This is a genomic window from Dactylosporangium sp. CA-092794, assembly GCF_050948465.1.
Taxonomy (GTDB): domain Bacteria; phylum Actinomycetota; class Actinomycetes; order Mycobacteriales; family Micromonosporaceae; genus Dactylosporangium.
On the sequence record NZ_CP192044.1, the window covers coordinates 12,245,811 to 12,262,538 of the forward strand.

Annotated in this window: 13 protein-coding genes; 2 read left to right on the forward strand and 11 right to left on the reverse strand. The window is 72.6% G+C overall.

Annotation, left to right across the window (positions count from 1 at the left end):
- Positions 1-50 precede the first annotated feature (50 nt).
- The 7 genes from ACQPXD_RS53160 to htpG form a co-directional block, all read right to left on the reverse strand.
- On the reverse strand, positions 51-2,906 hold the full coding sequence (locus ACQPXD_RS53160) for a DUF5682 family protein (RefSeq protein WP_432832340.1): 2,856 nt from the start codon (positions 2,904-2,906) through the stop codon (positions 51-53).
- Positions 2,903-4,015: an ATP-binding protein gene (locus tag ACQPXD_RS53165; RefSeq protein WP_432832342.1), complete on the reverse strand. Its 1,113-nt coding sequence runs from the start codon at positions 4,013-4,015 to the stop codon at positions 2,903-2,905. The genes ACQPXD_RS53160 and ACQPXD_RS53165 overlap by 4 nt, the downstream gene beginning before the upstream one ends.
- Before the next feature lie 11 nt (positions 4,016-4,026).
- Complete coding sequence (locus ACQPXD_RS53170) at positions 4,027-5,331, reverse strand: vWA domain-containing protein (protein ID WP_432832344.1); 1,305 nt, start codon at positions 5,329-5,331, stop codon at positions 4,027-4,029.
- A complete protein-coding gene (locus ACQPXD_RS53175; RefSeq protein ID WP_432832346.1) occupies positions 5,328-6,677 on the reverse strand; it encodes a hypothetical protein in 1,350 nt (449 codons plus the stop codon). Before ACQPXD_RS53175 ends, ACQPXD_RS53170 begins: the two co-directional genes overlap by 4 nt.
- Complete coding sequence (locus tag ACQPXD_RS53180; RefSeq protein ID WP_432832348.1) at positions 6,677-7,171, reverse strand: hypothetical protein; 495 nt, start codon at positions 7,169-7,171, stop codon at positions 6,677-6,679. The genes ACQPXD_RS53175 and ACQPXD_RS53180 overlap by 1 nt, the downstream gene beginning before the upstream one ends.
- A 67-nt stretch (positions 7,172-7,238) precedes the next feature.
- Complete coding sequence (locus tag ACQPXD_RS53185) at positions 7,239-8,414, reverse strand: phosphotransferase family protein (RefSeq protein ID WP_432832350.1); 1,176 nt, start codon at positions 8,412-8,414, stop codon at positions 7,239-7,241.
- A 33-nt stretch (positions 8,415-8,447) separates the two neighbouring features.
- Positions 8,448-10,250, reverse strand: coding sequence for a molecular chaperone HtpG (htpG, locus tag ACQPXD_RS53190; RefSeq protein ID WP_432844294.1), 1,803 nt, complete (start codon positions 10,248-10,250; stop codon positions 8,448-8,450).
- Between the two features lie 145 nt (positions 10,251-10,395).
- Between htpG and ACQPXD_RS53195 the strand changes: the two genes are divergently transcribed.
- Entirely contained in the window at positions 10,396-10,716 is a 321-nt protein-coding gene (locus tag ACQPXD_RS53195; RefSeq protein WP_432832352.1) for a DUF5808 domain-containing protein, read from the forward strand.
- 314 nt (positions 10,717-11,030) lie between these two features.
- Positions 11,031-11,336 carry a hypothetical protein gene (locus tag ACQPXD_RS53200; protein WP_432832354.1) on the forward strand — a complete coding sequence of 102 codons (306 nt, stop codon included), beginning with the start codon at positions 11,031-11,033 and terminating at the stop codon, positions 11,334-11,336.
- 517 nt (positions 11,337-11,853) lie between these two features.
- Here ACQPXD_RS53200 and mgrA read toward each other — a convergent pair.
- The 4 genes from mgrA to ACQPXD_RS53220 form a co-directional block, all read right to left on the reverse strand.
- On the reverse strand, positions 11,854-12,843 hold the full coding sequence (gene mgrA / locus ACQPXD_RS53205; RefSeq protein ID WP_432844296.1) for an L-glyceraldehyde 3-phosphate reductase: 990 nt from the start codon (positions 12,841-12,843) through the stop codon (positions 11,854-11,856).
- Between the two features lie 53 nt (positions 12,844-12,896).
- Positions 12,897-13,937, reverse strand: a complete 1,041-nt coding sequence (locus ACQPXD_RS53210) for a suppressor of fused domain protein (RefSeq protein ID WP_432832356.1) — start codon at positions 13,935-13,937, stop codon at positions 12,897-12,899.
- A gap of 25 nt (positions 13,938-13,962) precedes the next feature.
- Positions 13,963-16,017, reverse strand: a complete 2,055-nt coding sequence (locus ACQPXD_RS53215) for a helix-turn-helix domain-containing protein (RefSeq protein ID WP_432832358.1) — start codon at positions 16,015-16,017, stop codon at positions 13,963-13,965.
- Between the two features lie 96 nt (positions 16,018-16,113).
- Positions 16,114-16,626 (reverse strand): hypothetical protein, encoded by a 513-nt coding sequence (locus ACQPXD_RS53220; RefSeq protein WP_432832360.1) that lies wholly within the window; start codon positions 16,624-16,626, stop codon positions 16,114-16,116.
- Positions 16,627-16,728: the final 102 nt, after the last annotated feature.

Sequence of the window (16,728 nt, forward strand, 5' to 3'; positions counted from 1 at the left end):
AACGGCCCAAGCCGGTGCGGGCAAGACGGGGCGGGGCAGGACGGGGCGGGCTAAGACGGGGTGGCGAGGAGCAGGGCCAGTGCATCGGCCGTCGCTGGGTGTGTGGTGAGTAGCGCCAGCGGGTCGGAGGAAGGTGGTGGCGGGTCGGACGGTGATGCTGGGCGCCAAGCCGGCGGCAGGCCGAGCAGGTCGGCCAGGGCGTCGGTGGTCTCCGGGTGGGTGGCTAGGAAGGCTGCGGCCGGGGCCGGGGCCGGGCCGGACGCGGGGGCGGTGCCGGTTGGCCGGGGCGTGGGCGGGCGGGGGGTGGAGTGCCAGGGTGGGACGAAGGCGTCGACGGCGGGCAGGGTGGCCGGGAAGGTGCGGCCGGCCTCGCGGATCAGGACCGGGACCAGCTCGGCCGCCTGGTCGCGCAGCGTGGTGATGAGGGTGGGCAGCCACGGGAGCAGGACCGGGTCGGGGAGCTTGGCGAAGGCGCTCGACATCGCCTCGACGACGAACGGGGCCAGCTTCGGGACCGGCTCCAGGGCCTGGACGAAGCCGCTCAGATACTGCGGGAACGACGGCACGACGAGCGGGTTGTCCAGCAGCTGCGCGGTCCGGGCGCGCAGGTCGGCCAGGGGCAGCAGGCCCAGCTGGTGGTGGGCCGACCACAGCAGGGCGGTCTTGGCCGGTGACTCCGGGTGGGACTGGCGCACCGCCAGCTCGAGCTGGGCCCGGTCGCAGCCCAGCGACAGGGCCAGGCCCTCCATCGTGAAGAGGAAGCCCAGCATGGCGGCGACCTGCCGCACGCCGGTCTCGTCGTCGACGAAGGCGGTGGGCAGCAGGGTGCAGTAGTGGGCGTAGCCCGCGGTCACGAACGACTCGCACCAGGCCGGCAGGGCCGGCTCGGTGGAGCGGTAGTGGGCCAGCAGCCGCCGGATGCGGCGCAGCACCTCCGGGGCGTCGTCGACGGTGCGCTCGGCGGCGAGCAGGTCCACGGCGCGGGCGCCGAGCTCGTCGGTGAAGCGGCGGCTGCCGAGGAACAGGATCGAGTCCTCGACGGCGCGCAGGGCGACCGCGGCGGTGGCGTCCGGCGCCCAGACCGAGCGGCGCAGGCGCTGCTCGACCACCTGCTCGACGGTGACGCCCTCGTAGCCGAGCTCGATGATGTATCGCTGGTGCCGCCCGATCGCGAGGTCCCAGCTCTCCTGGATGGACTTCTCCCCGAGCCGCCGGGAGCCCATGATCGGACGCACCGCCCCTTCGGGCAGCAGATACCGCAGCATCCACAGCAGGTGCGAGGCCGCCCCGAGCTCGGGCCGCCCGGCCAGGTCGAGCAGGGCCCGCTGGACGGTGGTCTTGGTGAGGTCGAGGCCGATCGGTGCGAGCCGGTCGTAGACGTCGCGGGCCAGCGGCGGCAGGGCCGCGTAACCGACCTGGCCGACCCGGTCGCCGCCGAGCAGGATCTCGCAGAGGCGGCGCACGTCGCGCCGGCCGGGCACGGCGTCCTTCTCGATGCAGGTGACGGCGGCGTCCTGGAAGTCCCACGGCGTCGGCCGGGCCCGGTTGCGCATGCCCGCCAGCAGGATCGACGTCTCGAACACGGCGATGGCATCGGCGGTGCTGGCCAGATAGCCGTTGCGCCGGGCCAGCCGCACGATGTCGACGCACCAGCCGAGCAGCTCCTCCTCGTCGAGGCCGTCGAGCACCGGCGGGGCGGCCAGGAAGCCGGAGAGCCGGTCGGCCACGGGCGGCGCGGACCCGCCGGCCGCCGCGGCGGCGGCCGCCTTGCGCTTGCGGCCGCCCTGCTGGCCCTCCAGCGCGAACGGGGTGAGCCGGGCCCGGGTGACCGCCTTCTGCCAGGTCGCGGCGGCGATCGAGACCGAGCCCCCGGCGAGGCCGAACTGGGCCTCGATCGCCGAGTGGCTGGAGGGGATGAGCCCGTAGAGCCACTTCGTCGCCGTGCGCGGGCTGATGTCGAAGTCGGGCACGCCGGCGCCGGTGCCGAACTCGGCGACCCGGCTCGCGGCGTGGAAGGCGCCGCAGACGTAGAGGCAGTCGGCCTTGTCGGCACCGGTGCGGGCCAGGTGCTCGCGCATCCGGGTCCACATGTAGCGCTCCCGGTCCTCGTCGACCGCGAGCCGCCCGGAGCCGGCCGGGGTCAGCCGCCGGAAGAGGCTGCCGATGAGCACCATGACCTGCCGGTAGGTGTCGTAGTCGGCGGCGGACAGCGGCTGCTCGACATACTGGTCCCACCACTCCGACCAGTGCCGGACCTTGCCGTGGTGCAGCAGGTGCCGCTCCAGCTCGGCGAAGCGCGGCCGCAGGTCGCCGATCTCGATGCCGACCGCGTCGCCGTGCAGGTCGGCCTCCTCCGGCTTCTCGCCGGGCTCGCCCTCGCCCTCCGGAGCCGGGGTGTCCTCCTCCCGCGGCTGCCACTGGAAGACGTGGTCGGTGGAGCGGTCGACGAGCACCAGCTCGACGCCGGGCGTGTCGAGGGCGTAGGCGATCGCCTGATACTCCGCGGACGCCTCGGTGATCGGCGCGACGACGCTCAGCGGCCCCCACTCGGACGGGAAGCCCTCGAGCTGCGACGCGAAGGCCTGCAGCGCGACCGGGAGCCGGCAGTTGCGCAGCTCGGTGAGCAGCGGCCCGAGGTCCTCGCACAGCTCCAGGTAGATGACCTTGGGTCGCTTCTCGCGCAGCCGGCGGACCATCGCCAGCCCGGACGCGGGCGAGTGGTGGCAGACCGGGAAGATCTCCAGCTCCTCGCGCAGCGCCCGGTCGACGTCGTCGACCAGCCCGGCCAGGATCTCGGGGATCGCGCCCGGCCCGTCGGCGAAGGCGGTGGCCGCCTCCACCAACTGGGACCGGAGCCCGGCGAACGGGCTCGGGGCGCGCGTCAGCGCCTCGGAAACCTCGGTCATGAGAGTGTGGCGATCGCCTGGCGGCCGCCCTCCAGGAACGCCGGCCAGTGCCCGCCGTCCTCCTTGCTGCGCGGCTCGACCACACCGTGCCAGTACTTGTTGAGGATGGCGAGATCCTCCGGGCTGCGCCGGGCCAGCGACCCGACCAGCGAGCCGGCGAGCGTCTCCGCCCGCAGCGTGCGGTCGCCGAAGAACGTGCTGTGCAGGATCGCGTCCTCCAGCACGCCGATCTGCTCGGCGGTGGACAGCGCCGACTCGAGCTTGTCGTCGTCGCTGGTCGCCGACGCGGCCGCGGCGCGCAGGTCGGCGAAGCTCTGCAGCAGGATGTCGAGCAGGTTGGGCGGCACGTCGAGCTCGATGCGGTGCCGGCGCAGCAGCTCGGTGGTGCGGAACCGGACGATCTCCGCCTCGCTCTTCTTGTTGGTGACGACCGGGATGCGCACGAAGTTGAACCGCCGCTTGAGCGCCGAGGACAGGTCGTTGACGCCCCGGTCGCGGCTGTTGGCGGTGGCGATGATCGAGAAGCCGGGCTGCGCGAAGACGATGTTGTCGTCGTCGAGCTCGGGAATCGAGACGTACTTCTCCGACAGGATCGAGATCAGCGCGTCCTGCACGTCGCTGGTCGAGCGGGTCAGCTCCTCGAACCGGCCGATGACGCCCTTCTCCATCGCGGTCATGATCGGCGACGGGATCAGCGACGCCCGGGACTGGCCCTTGGCGATGACCATCGAGACATTCCATGAGTACTTGATGTGGTCCTCGGTCGTGCCGGCCGTGCCCTGCACCACGAGCGTCGAGTTGCGCGAGATCGCCGCGGCGAGCAGCTCGGCGAGCCAGCTCTTGCCGGTGCCCGGGTCGCCGATGAGCAGCAGGCCGCGGTCGGAGGCGAGGGTCACGATGCTGCGCTCGACGAAGCTGCGGTCGCCGAACCACTTCTGCGGGATCTCGCGCTCGAGGCCGTCGGCGCGCTCCGAGCCGAGGACGAACAGCCGGACCATGCGCGGGCTGAGCCGCCACGAGAACGGCTTGGGGCCGTCGTCGATCGACTCGAGCCAGTCGAGCTCGTCGGCATACTTGACCTCGGCGGGGGCGCGGAGCATGTCAGTCATGAGGGGCTCTCCTAGGCGAGGAAGCTCTTGAGCTCGGACACGAGCTTGCGGACGTGACCGGACAGCACGGGGGTGCCCAGGTCCTTGAAGCGCTGGCGGAACCACGGGTTGACGCTCTGCTCACCGCCGCTGCCGACCGAGCCGACGGGAATGAACTTCACGCCGGAGCGGTGCACGGACTGGATCATGTCGAACAGCGGCTGGGAGCGGTCGAACTCGTAGAAGTCGGAGATCCAGACCATGACCGTGTTGCGCGGGTCGGTGATCTTCGGCTGGGCCATGGCCATGGCGACCGGGCCGTCGTTGCCGCCGCCCAGCTTGGTGCGCAGCAGCACCTCGAACGGGTCGTGCACCCACGGCGTCAGGTCGAGCGCCCGGGTGTCGTAGGCGATGAGGTGCACGTCGACCTTGGGCAGCCCGGCGAAGATCGAGGCCAGGATGGTGCAGTTGACCATCGAGTTGACCATCGAGCCGGACTGGTCGACCACGACGATGAGCTTGGCGGGCGTGGTCCGCTTCGCGGTCTGCCGGTAGAAGAGCCGGTCGACATAGAGCCGCTCGTCCTCGGGGCTCCAGTTGGTGAGGTTCTTCCAGATGGTGCGCTCGATGTCGAGGTTGCGGAACACCCGCTTGGGTGGCACCGACCGGTCGATCTCGCCCACGCTGGTCTGCTGGACCTGCGTGCGCAGCACCTGGGCGACCTCGTCGACGAACCGCCGGATGAGCGCCTTGGCGTTGGCCAGCGCGACGCCGGAGAGGTTGCTCTTGTCGCGCAGCAGCTGCTCGATGAGCGACATGCTCGGGGTGAGCTGCTTGGCCAGCGCCGGGTTGGCCAGCACCTCCCGCAGGTGCATCCGCTTCACCAGGTCGCCCTCGATGCCGGCGAGCACGCCGCCGAGGCCGCCGCCGGCGCTCTCGCCCGGCCTGCCGCGCAGCTGGCCGGGCTCCATCCCGAGGGCCCGCTCGAACCAGCCCGCGTCGGCCTGCCAGCCGGCCAGCTGGGTGGCGCTGACGCTGCCGTGGCCGGTGTTGAACACGTTGATGAGCAGCTTCGAGACCAGCGCGGCGCGGCGGACCTCCTGCCCGTCGCCGGCCGCGCTGCCGGTGAGCAGGCCCTCGAACTCGCCCGCCAGCTCGGGGTGGCGCTGCACCAGGTTGTCGACGGACACGCCCGGGTCGAGCAGCGCCGGCGGCAGGCCGATGTCGTCGACGATCGCGACGCTCGCGGACTCCAGCGCGAGCTGCTCGTCGGCGTCGAACAGCCGGCCCAGCATGCGCCAGTAGAGCACTTGGCGCCGGTTCTCCTCGGCGGTCATTTGCGCAGCAACCTTCCGGCCCGCTCGCGCAGCACGTCGACCGCCTCGCCGGCCGCCTTGGCCAGCTTGGGGTCGGCGGGGCCGAGCGCCCAATCGCCGGTGTGCACCGCGACCGGCTTCTTCTTGACCGTGGCCAGCACCGCGAGCGGCTGCACCGTCCAGGCGCCGTCGTCCCAGCGCAGCAGGCCGATGCAGGCGGTCGCGGCGGCGAGCAGCTCCGCGGTCAGCGGCCCGGCGGCGGGCAGCCGGCGGGTGTCGAGGGTGACCGCCGAGAGGTCCTCGACCAGCACCGGCTCGGCGATGCGGGCCGGGTGGCGCTCCAGCGGCGGCGTCGCCGGGGCGAGCGCGGCGCCGAGGTGCACCCGGGCGGTGGTGAACGGGTCGGCCGGCTCGCCGGGCCGGGCCTGCGCGTCGCGCCACAGCAGGTCGCCGCCGGGCAGCAGCGGCACGTCGGTGAGCTCGAGCGCCCGGTGCTCGGCCAGCGCGGTCAGCAGCATCGGGTGGCCGGCCAGCAGCCGCCAGATCGCCGGGCCGACGATCGTGTCGACCTTCGCCGCGGAGACGCTCGCCCGGACCAGCCGGGGCGGGCCGCCCGCCGCCTCCAGCACGCCGTGGACCTGCACCTGGACGGCGGTGGCGTGCTCGTGGACGTCGGCGCCGAGGATCAGCAGCCGCCCGGTGACCGGCTCGGCCTGACCGGCCCGCCCGGCGCGGCCCCCGTCGTGGGCCAGCAGCAGGCCGCGGCTCCACAGGTCGGCCCAGCGGCGCACCGGCAGGTGCTCCAGGGTGGCGACCGGGCTGCCGGCCCGCAGCTCGGCGGCGAGGCCGTCGAGCAGGACCGCGAGGCGGCGCAGCTCGGGCTCGGTGAGGGTGGCCTCGATCACCTGGCCCGCCGCGGCGACCAGCTCGTGGTCGACGCCGCGCCAGCCGGTGATGGCCAGCTCGCGCAGCCACGACCGGGCCCCGGCCAGCAGGTGGCCGAGGTGTCCGGCGCCGGCGGCCGGGCCGGGCTCGCCCGCCCAGGGGGCGCGGTCGCGGCCCAGCGCCGCGTCGGCGCGGGCGAGCAGCGCGTCGTGCACCGCGCCGAAGAGCGCGATCCGGGCGGCGGCCAGGGCGAACAGGTGGTCGTCGGCGATCGAGCCGGCCGCGATCTTGTCGGCCGCCTCGGCGACCGCCTCGCGCAGCGGGCTGCCGGCGAACGCGCCGGTCAGCGCGCCGAGCGCGGCCGCATCCTCCTCGTCGACCCGGGCGAAGCCGTGCACGAGCCCGTCGTCGACCGCGGCGGCCAGGGCGAGGGCGTCGGCGATCCCCGGGTCGGGATCCGCGGCGTTGAGCGTGGCGAGCATCAGCCCTCCTCCGCCGGGCGCGAGACGGACGGGAACCAGTGCAGCTCGGGGATCGGCTCGGCGCTGCCGGGCAGCTCCAGATAGGCCAGGTGGCGCAGGAAGCCGCTGAACACGGTGGCCGCGGGCGCCGGCTCGTGGTGCGGCTTCAGCCCGGCGAGCAGCGGGGTGCCCTCGTCGACCTCGATGCGCAGATAGCGCGCGACGCGCTCGCGGCCATACTGCAGCTCGGCCTCCTCCAGCAGCGCCTGCAGGTGCTTGCACAGGTAGGAGCCGCGCAGCCCGCCGCAGGGCCGGTTGTTGTTGGTGCTGCAGCTCAGCCCGTGGCCGGCGGCGCCGATCGAGGAGACGTAGACCCGCTCGACGTCGGAGCCGCTGGACACCACGCCTTGCAGGCGCCCGTCGGCCAGCTCGACGAACGGCACTTTGGCCAGCTTGCGGGGCTTGACCGGCGGTATGACGACCGCGGTCGAGCGCGTTTCGACGCTCAAGACCATCGACCTCCAACGTTCGGGGTGGTCCGTGACGCCGGTAGTTCTACCGCACGGGTACGACAAAAAATCTCTACACCCGGGCGACCGCCTCGCTCAGGCAGGTCGGGACGTCTTCGGCGTGGTACGGCCATTCACTCGGCTCGATGTTGTGCACGAAGCCGGCGTAGAGGACCGCGTCCACGAGCGGGGCGACCGGCCGCACCAGCTCGACCGCCGCCTCTGGGTCGCAGCCGGGCGCCACCCGCCGCCAGAGGCCGGCCCAGTGCGCCTCCAGCGCCTCCGCCTCGGCCGGCGCGAGCCCCTCGCACAGGCCGAGGATGTCGAAGGCCGGATTGCCCAGGAAGGCGTCGCCCCAGTCGAGCACTGCCGGCGGTACCGACGCGGAAAAACGAACGTTGCCGGGATGGAAATCGCCGTGGACCAGCGTGTCGGGCAGGCCGCACGCGGCGACCGCGGCCAGCCGCCCGGCCAGGCCGCTCAACAGGGCGTCGAGCCCGAAGATCTCGCCGAGCCACGGCTCCGCGGCCACCGCGATCTGCGTGCGCAGCAGCTCACCGCGCCGGTCCCGCACGCCCCGCGCGGCCAGCCCCGGCAGGTCGTCCAGGGCCCGGCGCTGCAGCCCGTGCAGCAGGTCCGCCATCGCGAACCGCTGCTCGACGGGCGCGCCGAAACCGTCCTCGCCCGGCAGGTGGCCCAGCAGCTGCCGGCCGGTGCCATCGGCGGCGAGCAGGTGCGGGGCGGACCCCGGCGCCACTTCGCCCAGCCAGGCCAGCACCTCGCTCTCGGCGCGCAGGAACGGCGGCAGGTGCTTGAGCCACACCGGTCCGCCCGGCGTGTCCAGCCGCCACAGCGCCGAGAGGTTCCAGGTCTTGCGTTGTGAGATTTTTTCGACGGTACCCATGCCAAGCCCGCGAAGCTCGTCCAGCGCCCAGCGGAGCGACGCGGCCGGCCCGCCCACCTCGGCGAAAGGCGCCCGAAGCGGATGCGGGGCCGGCCGGAAGTCCACCGGGGTGAGCGCCGGAGTGCCGCCGTCGAGCTGGGCGAGGTACGTCACCGCGCCACCGTGCGGCCGGGGCCGGTCGGCGTGCAGCAGCCGCAGCACGGTCACGTCGGCGCCGAAGCGCTCCCGTGCGCCGAGCACGACGTCGGCGACCTCGGGCCAGTAGGGCAGCTCGACGTCGAACGCCGGCAACGCGCCGAGCACCGCGCCCGACACGTCGACCAGCACCAGCGTCACGTTGCGCATCGGTACAACTTCACCACCCCAGGGGACGGCCCGTCACAGGGATCGGGCCAGCCGGTCCGCCAGCAGCCGGGTGAACCGCGACGGGTCGCTCAGCTCGCCGCCCTCGGCCAGCAGCGCCATGCCGTAGAGCAGCTCGGCGGCCTCGCCCAGCGACGGCGCCTCCGCGTCGGCGGCGAGCGCGTCGCGCAGGCCGGTGACCAGCGGATGATCCGGGTTGAGCTCCAGGATGCGCTTGGTGTGCGGCATTTCCTGGCCCATCGCCCGGTACATCTTCTCCAGCGTCGGGGTGATGTCGTGCTCGTCGCCGACGATGCAGGCGGCCGAGGTGGTCAGCCGGGTGGAGAGCCGGACCTCCTTGACGTCGGCCTCCAGCTTGGTGCCGAGCCACGACAGCAGCGGCGCGAAGCCCTCGCTGCGCTCCGGCGCGATCTCCTCGGCGCCCAGGTCCACCTGGCCCTTGGCCACCGACTGCAACTGCCGGCCGTCGTACTGCGACACCTGCTCGACCCACACCTCGTCGACCGGGTCGGTGAGGATCAGCACCTCGTAGCCCTTGGCCAGGAATGCCTCCAGGTGCGGCGAGTTCTCCACCATCGCGCGCGACTCGCCGGTCATGAAGTAGATGTCGTTCTGCCCCTCCTTCATCCGGTCCACGTATTCGCGCAGCGACGTCGGCCGCTCCGCCGAATGCGTCGAGGGCAGCCGGAGCAGGTCGAGCAGGGTATCGCGATTCTCGGTGTCGTCGAGCAGGCCCTCCTTGAGCGCCCGGCCGAATTCGGTCCAGAACGTGGAATACCGCTCGGAGTCCTTTTCCTTGATCTCGGTGAGCGTGGCGAGGACCTTTTTCACCAGGCGCCGGCGCACGACCTGGATCTGGCGGTCCTGCTGCAGGATCTCGCGGGAGATGTTGAGCGAGAGGTCGTGCGCGTCGACCACGCCCTTGATGAATCGCAGGTACAGCGGGGTCAGCGCCTCGCAGTCGTCCATGATGAACACGCGCTTGACGTACAACTGCACGCCGTGCTTGGCGTCGCGGGTGAACAGATCGAACGGCGCGCGGGACGGAATGAACAGCAGGGCCTCGTATTCGAAGGTGCCCTCGCCCTTCATGTGGATCGTCTCGAACGGATTCGTCCAGTCGTGGCTGACGTGCTTGTAGAACTCGTTGTACTCCTCGTCGGCGACCTCGCTGCGCGGCCGCGCCCAGAGCGCCTTCATCGAGTTCAGCGGGGTGTCGGCGCCGCCCAGCCGGATCGGCCAGGCGATGAAGTCCGAGTACTTCTTGACGATTTCCCGGACCTTCCACTCCGCCGTGTAGTCGAACAGCCGGTCCTCGCTGTCCTCGGGCTTGAGGTGCAGCGTGACCGACGTGCCCTGCGGCGCGCCTGCCTCGATGGCCTCGATCTCGTAGGTGCCCTCGCCGGCGGATTCCCACCGCGTGCCCTGGCTCTCGCCGGCCTTGCGGGTCACCAGCGTCACCTTGTCGGCGACCATGAACGTCGAGTAGAAACCGACGCCGAACTGGCCGATGAGCTCGGCCCGCTGCTGCTGCTCGGGTGATTCCCGAAGCTTGCGCAGCAGCTCCGCGGTGCCGGACTTCGCGATGGTACCGATCAGCGAGACGACGTCCTCGTGGGACATCCCGATGCCGTTGTCGCGCACGGTGAGCGTGCGGGCATCCTGGTCAATCTCCAGCTCGATGTGCAGGTCGCTCGTGTCGACCTCGAGCTCCTTGTTCAACATCGATTCCAGGCGCAGCTTGTCCAGCGCGTCGGAGGCGTTGGAGATCAGCTCGCGCAGGAAGATGTCCTTGTTGGAGTAGATCGAGTGGACCATCAGGTGCAGCAGCTGACGGGTCTCGGCCTGGAACTCCAGCGTCTCGCTCACTTCGACTCCTTCTCAAAGAGCTACGGCCGCGGAAAAGAATACTTCCGCACGCCGCCGCTCGACCGGTGTGGCAGCGCGGTGAGATGCTCGAAGGGTGCAGAATCCGGTGCTCGCCCAGCTGCTCGCGGTCGCACTGATCGTGGCGATCGTCGCGCTGGCCGTCGTCGCGATCCCGATCCGCCGCGGCGGCGCGCCGATCAGCGCCCGCGGCCGTGAGGAGCGCGGGTGGTACGGCTTCATCTACGCAAACCCGGACGATCCTCATCTGATCGTACCCAAACGGCTGGGCCTCGGCTGGACGATCAACTTCGGCCACCGCCGCGCCTGGCAGACGGTGTTCGGGCTGCTGGCCTTCATCGCCGTCAGCGTTGTGGTGTACACCCTGGCCGGAGCGAACGGCCAGAGCGCCCACTGACCGTGCGCGGCCCGGGAAGGCGCTGGTCGACGGGCCGAGACCGCCGAGGCCCTCGCCGCCTAGCTCCTCCGGGAGCAGGTCTTTCACCGCCGCCGGAGACACAGCGCCTAGCCGCGAGTGGTGGCCCTACCTGCGCCGCTACGCGCACGACCTGCGCACGGCGTTGTTGCGCCGCGCGGGCACCCTGCCCGCGGTCGCGCCGCTGGAGGTCACCCCGATCACGCTGGACACCGCGGAGCCGGGGCTGCGCACGCTCACGGAGAGCGGCTTCGCGATGGACGTGCCGACGGTCTTCGTGATCGGCTGCGGCCGAGGTGTCCGTCGCCGAGGTGTCCGTCGCCGCGGGCGCCGACGACGCCGGCTCGGCGGCGCGGCTCGCGCGGCTGGACCGGGCCCGCTACCCGCTGCTCATCGAGGCCGCCCTGACCGGCACCGGCACTGACGACGCCGCCCGGTTCGACTTCGCCCTCGAACCCCCTGTTGGGCGGCTTCGCCGCCGCTCTCACCCGCCCGCCGCTCCCACCCGCCCGCCCGCCGCGACCATAAGTCTCCGCGATCACGCCGATTCCGCGCGGGCACCGGCACTTTTTCATGATCGCGGAGTGAAAGTGTACTCATGAGTACATTAAGTCTCCGCGATCATGACAAACCCGCGAAACGCCGGCTCCCATCGCATGATCGCGGAGACTTATGGTCGCTGCGAAAAGTCCAAACACTTCGTGTCCGGACTTTTCGGACTTATGCCCTGTCAGGCGAAAAATCCGATAAGTCGTGGCGCGGAGCGCCCGACTTATCGTAAAGCGGCGTGAGTGGGCCAAATCGGTGCGGACTCTGGCGAGCGCGGCGCGAAGCGTTCAACTTGGCGGATAACAGTGGGAATAGCGCAAATGCGGTGTGCGAACTCCGGCGGCTGTGGCGGCGGAGCGGTCGCATCGGACTTGTCGGAGGTCGGCGCAACTCGGTCAAACCGGTGCGGAGTCGAACGGTCGCGGCGCGGAGCGCCTGACTGTCGGAAAACGGCGTGGCCGGGTCGGATGCAGCGCAGCGGCGGCCGTGACTTGTCGGGACGGGCGAAGGGGGCGATGGCGGCGCGGGCCCGGGGGCTGGGGGCGCCCGGGCCCGGGACGGCCGGGGGGGCTAGTGGGCGCTGGAGCGGGCCCAGAGGTTGATGCCGGACTCCGTGGCGTGGGTGTCGATCGCCGCCAGCTCCTCCGCGGAGAAGTCCAGGTTCGACAGGGCCGCCACGTTGTCGTCCAGCTGCGCCACGCTCGAAACGCCGATCAGGGTCGAGGTGACGCGGGGGTCGCGCAGCGTCCAGGCGAGGGCCATCTGGGCGAGGCTCTGGCCGCGGGCGGCGGCCAGGTCGTTCAGCGCGCGGATCTTGGCGAGGTTGTCGTCGGTGAGCCACTCCGGGGCCAGCGAGCTGTGCTCGCTGGCCCGTGATCCCTGTGGTACCCCGTGCAGATAACGGTCCGTGAGCATGCCCTGGGCCAGCGGCGAGAAGGTGATGCAGCCGATGCCCTCCCGCTCGAGCACGTCGAGCAGGCCGTCCTCGATCCAGCGGTTGAGCATCGAGTATGACGGCTGGTGGATGAGGGCCGGCGTGCCGAGCCGCCGCAGGATCTCCGCCGCCTCCGCCGTCTTGGCCGGTGAGTAGGACGACACGCCCACGTAGAGTGCCTTGCCCTGGCGCACCGCGGCGTCCAGCGCGCCCATCGTCTCTTCCAGCGGCGTCTCGGGGTCGAAGCGGTGCGAGTAGAAGATGTCGACGTAGTCCAGGCCCATCCGGCGCAGGCTCTGGTCCAGGCTGGCCAGCAGGTACTTGCGCGATCCCCACTCGCCGTAGGGGCCGGGCCACATGTCGTAGCCGGCCTTGGTGGAGATGACGAGCTCGTCGCGGTACGGCCGGAGGTCGCTCGCCAGGAGCCGCCCGAAGTTCTCCTCCGCCGAGCCGTACGGCGGGCCGTAGTTGTTGGCCAGGTCGAAGTGCGTGATGCCCAGGTCGAACGCGCGCCGCACGAGCGCGCGGTGTCCGTCAAGCGGACGGCCGTGTCCGAAGTTGTGCCACAGCCCCAGCGAGACGGCCGGCAGCTTCAGGCCGCTGCGCCCGGTGCGGCGGTATTGCATGTGCTCATAACGCGATGCGTCGGCGGTGTACGTCACGAGCCTCAGCCTATGAGTCAGCCGATCGTGCGCACGACGTTCCCGTCGGGATCGCGGATCTCGGAGCGCACGATCTCCACGACCAGGGGCTCGGCGCCGGGCACCGCGCGCACGCCGGCGAACGGCTCCAGCACCCGGACCAGGGAATCGAGCGCCTCGTCGGTGAGCGAGACCTGCAGCAGTTCGCCGGCTTCCGCCGTACCCACGGAGAAACTGCCGGAGGTGAACTCCACGCTGCTCTCGGGCCCGTCCAGGCGCAGGGTGCGGCCGAAGGGCAGGCGCCCGAGCAGCGTCTCGGCGACCCGCTCGGCGACGTGCGCGCCGAGCACCAGCCGGACCAGGTCGCCGTCGGGGCGCCAGCCGAACTCGCTCAAGGCCAGCGTGGCGGTGGAGGAGCCGTCCAGCCGCCGGCCCTCGTCGACCGCCTCGGCCACGGCCGGGTCGTCGATCACCGAGGCGCGGTCCAGGTCGGTGACGAGCAGCGGGAGCCGCTGGGCGAGCAGTTCGAGGAAGTCGCGGACGCTCCACGCCTGGGTCGCCGCGTACTCGTCCGGCGTGATGCCCACGATCTGCAGGAACTGCACGGCGCCGTGCGGCGTGGCGATGGTGCCCAGTTCCGGGTCCTCGGTGAAGACGACGGCCCGGATGAGGGTGCGGTGCTCCAGCGCGATCGGGCCGTTGAGGTCCATGTGGTGGTTGGGCTCGAACCAGTTGCCGGTCTGGAAGACGTACCGCGCCAGATTCTGCAGGAAGTTCGCGGCCCAGACCGGCGGCTCGCTCTCCCCCGGGTCGCGGGCGAGGCGGAACGTGAACTCGAAGCCCCACCCGGAATCGTCGGGATTGTCGGACTGCTTGTCGTAGAGCTCGCTCATGCCGTACGACACCGCGTGCCAGTGCGGGACCGGATCCTGCCGCGGGTAGAAGCTGATCCCGTCGAGCGGGTCCGGGCCGCCGAATGCCCACTTCAGGATCGTGCCGAGGTGGCGGGGATCGACGCCGGGGTACAGCCGATCCAACGCCGCGTCGATGGCGTCCCAGCCGGCCGTGTCGGAGGTCATGTTTTCGATTAAACCCGCTCTATGCCTAGAGTCCCAGCCGAGCGGCGACGCCCGCGGCCCCCGGGTGACCCAGGCGCTCGTAGATGGCCAGCGCGCGGCGCCACAGGCCGACCGCGGGGGCGCCGTCGAGGGCGTCGCCGAGCCGGGTCGCCGTGTCGGCCTCGTCGAGGCGGTCGCCGAGCGCCGCGTAGCGCTCCAGCGCCTCCCGGTAACGCTCGGTGGCCGGCTCGACCTGGCCGAGCGCCGCGTGGACCCGGCCGAGGTGGGCCAGCGCCGCCGCGACCTCGCGCTCCTCGCCCAGCTCGCGGCGCAGGCCCAGGGCCCGCTCGCCGTGCCCGACGGCCTCCGCCGCCCGGCCCGCGACCCCGTAGTGCCAGGCGGCCGCGGCGTGCGCGGCGGCCGCGCCGGGCCGGTCGCCGGCCCGGCGGAACAAGGCGAGCGCCAGCTCGTCCTGGACGATCGCCTCGGTGAAGCGGGCCATCGACTCCAGCAGCGCGGCCAGCTCCTGCCGGCAGCCGGCCGCCTCGGCCGCCGCGCCGTGCGCGTGGAAGCCGTCGGCCGCCTCGCGCAGCCGGCGCAGCGCGGCCTCGTGCTGCCCGGTGCGCCGGTAGGCGGCCGCCTGCGCGCGCCGCGCGCGGGCCAGCAGCGCCGGGTCGCCGAGGTGCTCGGCGGCCCGGATCGCGATGTCCTGCACGGCGATGCGCTCGTCCCACTGCCCCGCCGCGTCCAGCGGGCCGTCCAGGGCGTCGGCGATGCGGCAGGCGTCGCGGAAGCGGCCGCGGCGCATGGCCAGGCCGAGCACGCCGCGCCGGGCCGGCGGATCGCCGGCGCCGGCGGCGTGCGCGGCCACCAGCCGGTCCTGCACGGCCGCCCGCTCGGCGTCGGTCAGCAGGGCCGCCGCGTGCTCGCGCAGCAGGGCGTGCATCGAGAACCGCCCGGGCCGCGGCTCGCCGACCAGCCCGGCCCGGGCCAGCTCGGTCAGGGCGTCCACGTCGGAGGGTCCGCCGAGCACCGCGGGGTGGGCGCCGAAGGCCCGGAACTGCGTGCGCGCGTCCGGCGAGAGCAGCCCGTAGGACCAGGCGAACACGGTCTGCGCGGCCAGCGCGTCCGCGGCCGCGGTCAGCGACAGCTCCGGGTGCAGGGCGGCCCGCGCGGAGACCACCGCGAGCGCCATGGGCAGGCGCCCGCACGCGGTGATGATCCGGTCGACGGCGGCCGGCTCCGATTCGGTGCGCCCGGCGCCGATCCGCCCGGCGAGCACGGCCCGCGCCTCGGTGCGGTCCAGCACCCCGAGCACGACCCCGTCCACACCCTCCACTTCGGACAGTCCGGCGAGGCGCCCGGTGACGATCGCGACGCTGTCGCCCGCCGCCGGCAGCAGCGGCCGGACCTGGGCGGCGTCGGCGGCGTCGTCGAGCACGACGAGCATGCCGCGGCGGGCGGTCAGGCTGCGGTACATCCCGGTGCGCGCCGCCACCCCGAGCGGCATGTCCGCAGGCGCCACGCCGAGCGCGCCGAGCAGGGTGGCGAGCGCCTCCGCGGTGGTCAGCGGCGGCCCGGCTGGGTCGGAGCCGCGCAGGTCGAGCAGGATGGCGCCGTCGGGGAACCGGCCGGCCACCCGGTGTCCATAGTGGACGGCGAGGGCGGTCTTGCCGACGCCCGCGGCGCCGCCCACGAACACGGCCCGGGCGCCGGGCAGCAGCCGGTCGAGCCGGGCGATGGCGCCGGCCCGCCCGGCGAACCCGGCGGGCGCGGGCGGCAGCCGCCGGATCTCCGCCGGTGGCTCCGATACCGTGGCCAAACCGTTACCAACCTCGAGCCGGGCCCGGGCCGAGACCAGCGCACCGGCCTCGGCCGGGCTCGCGCCGAGCAGCCGCAGCAGGGCATCGAGGCGCTCGGCCGGGGGCAGCGCCCGGCCGGCGAAGTAGGCGCCGATGACCGCGTCGGACCAGCCGGTGCGCGCGGCGAGCTCGCCGAACGTGAGCGGGGACGAGCGGACCCGCCGCGCCTGCCGGCGCCGCAGGTCGCGCAGCCGCCCCGCGAGCTCGTCGAGGGTGGAGACACCCGATGGATCTTCCACCCTGGGAAGCCTGCCACAGCCCGCCAAATCGAGCCGGATAACGACGGTGCCCCGCCGGCGCCGGGTGGCGCGGGCGGGGCACCGGATCGCGATGCGTCAGGCGCAGATCGTCTCGAGGTCCTTGCCCGCGGCCTCGATGTCGGTCGTCACCTTGTCCAGGTCGTTGATCGTGTTGATCTGGGACAGGGTGGCCGGGTCGCCGAGCAGCGCGAGACCCTTGGCGGCCTTGTCCAGCGCGGCCTGCAGTTTCGGGTCGGCGGCCTCGGCCTTGAGGTCGCTGAGCTGCTTGGCGAGGGCGTCGGCGAGCTCCTTGGCCTTCGCCTCGGCCGCGGTCTCGGCGGCCTTGTTCTTCTGCTGCTTCGCGACGACGGCCAAGCCGATCTGCTCGCCGATGGGCTTCACCGCGTCCTCGGTGACGATCTTCTGGGCCTTGCCGCAGACCTCTTTGGTGTTGGCCGCGACGTCGACCGTCGGGCTCGGCGACGAGGTCGGGCTCGGCGATGCTTGGGCCGACGCGCCCGCCGACGTGTCGCTGTCATCGGCCTGCGCGCAGGCCGCGGAGGTGCTCACGAGTGCGGCAAGGACCGCCGCGGTCAGGAGCCGTCGCACGATGGGGGTTCTCCTCAATATGTGGGATGCATCACGCTGGTCGATCTTCGCCGGGGTCCGGGTCCGGCGAACCAGCGGACGCCGGATCGTAGCAACCTGTAC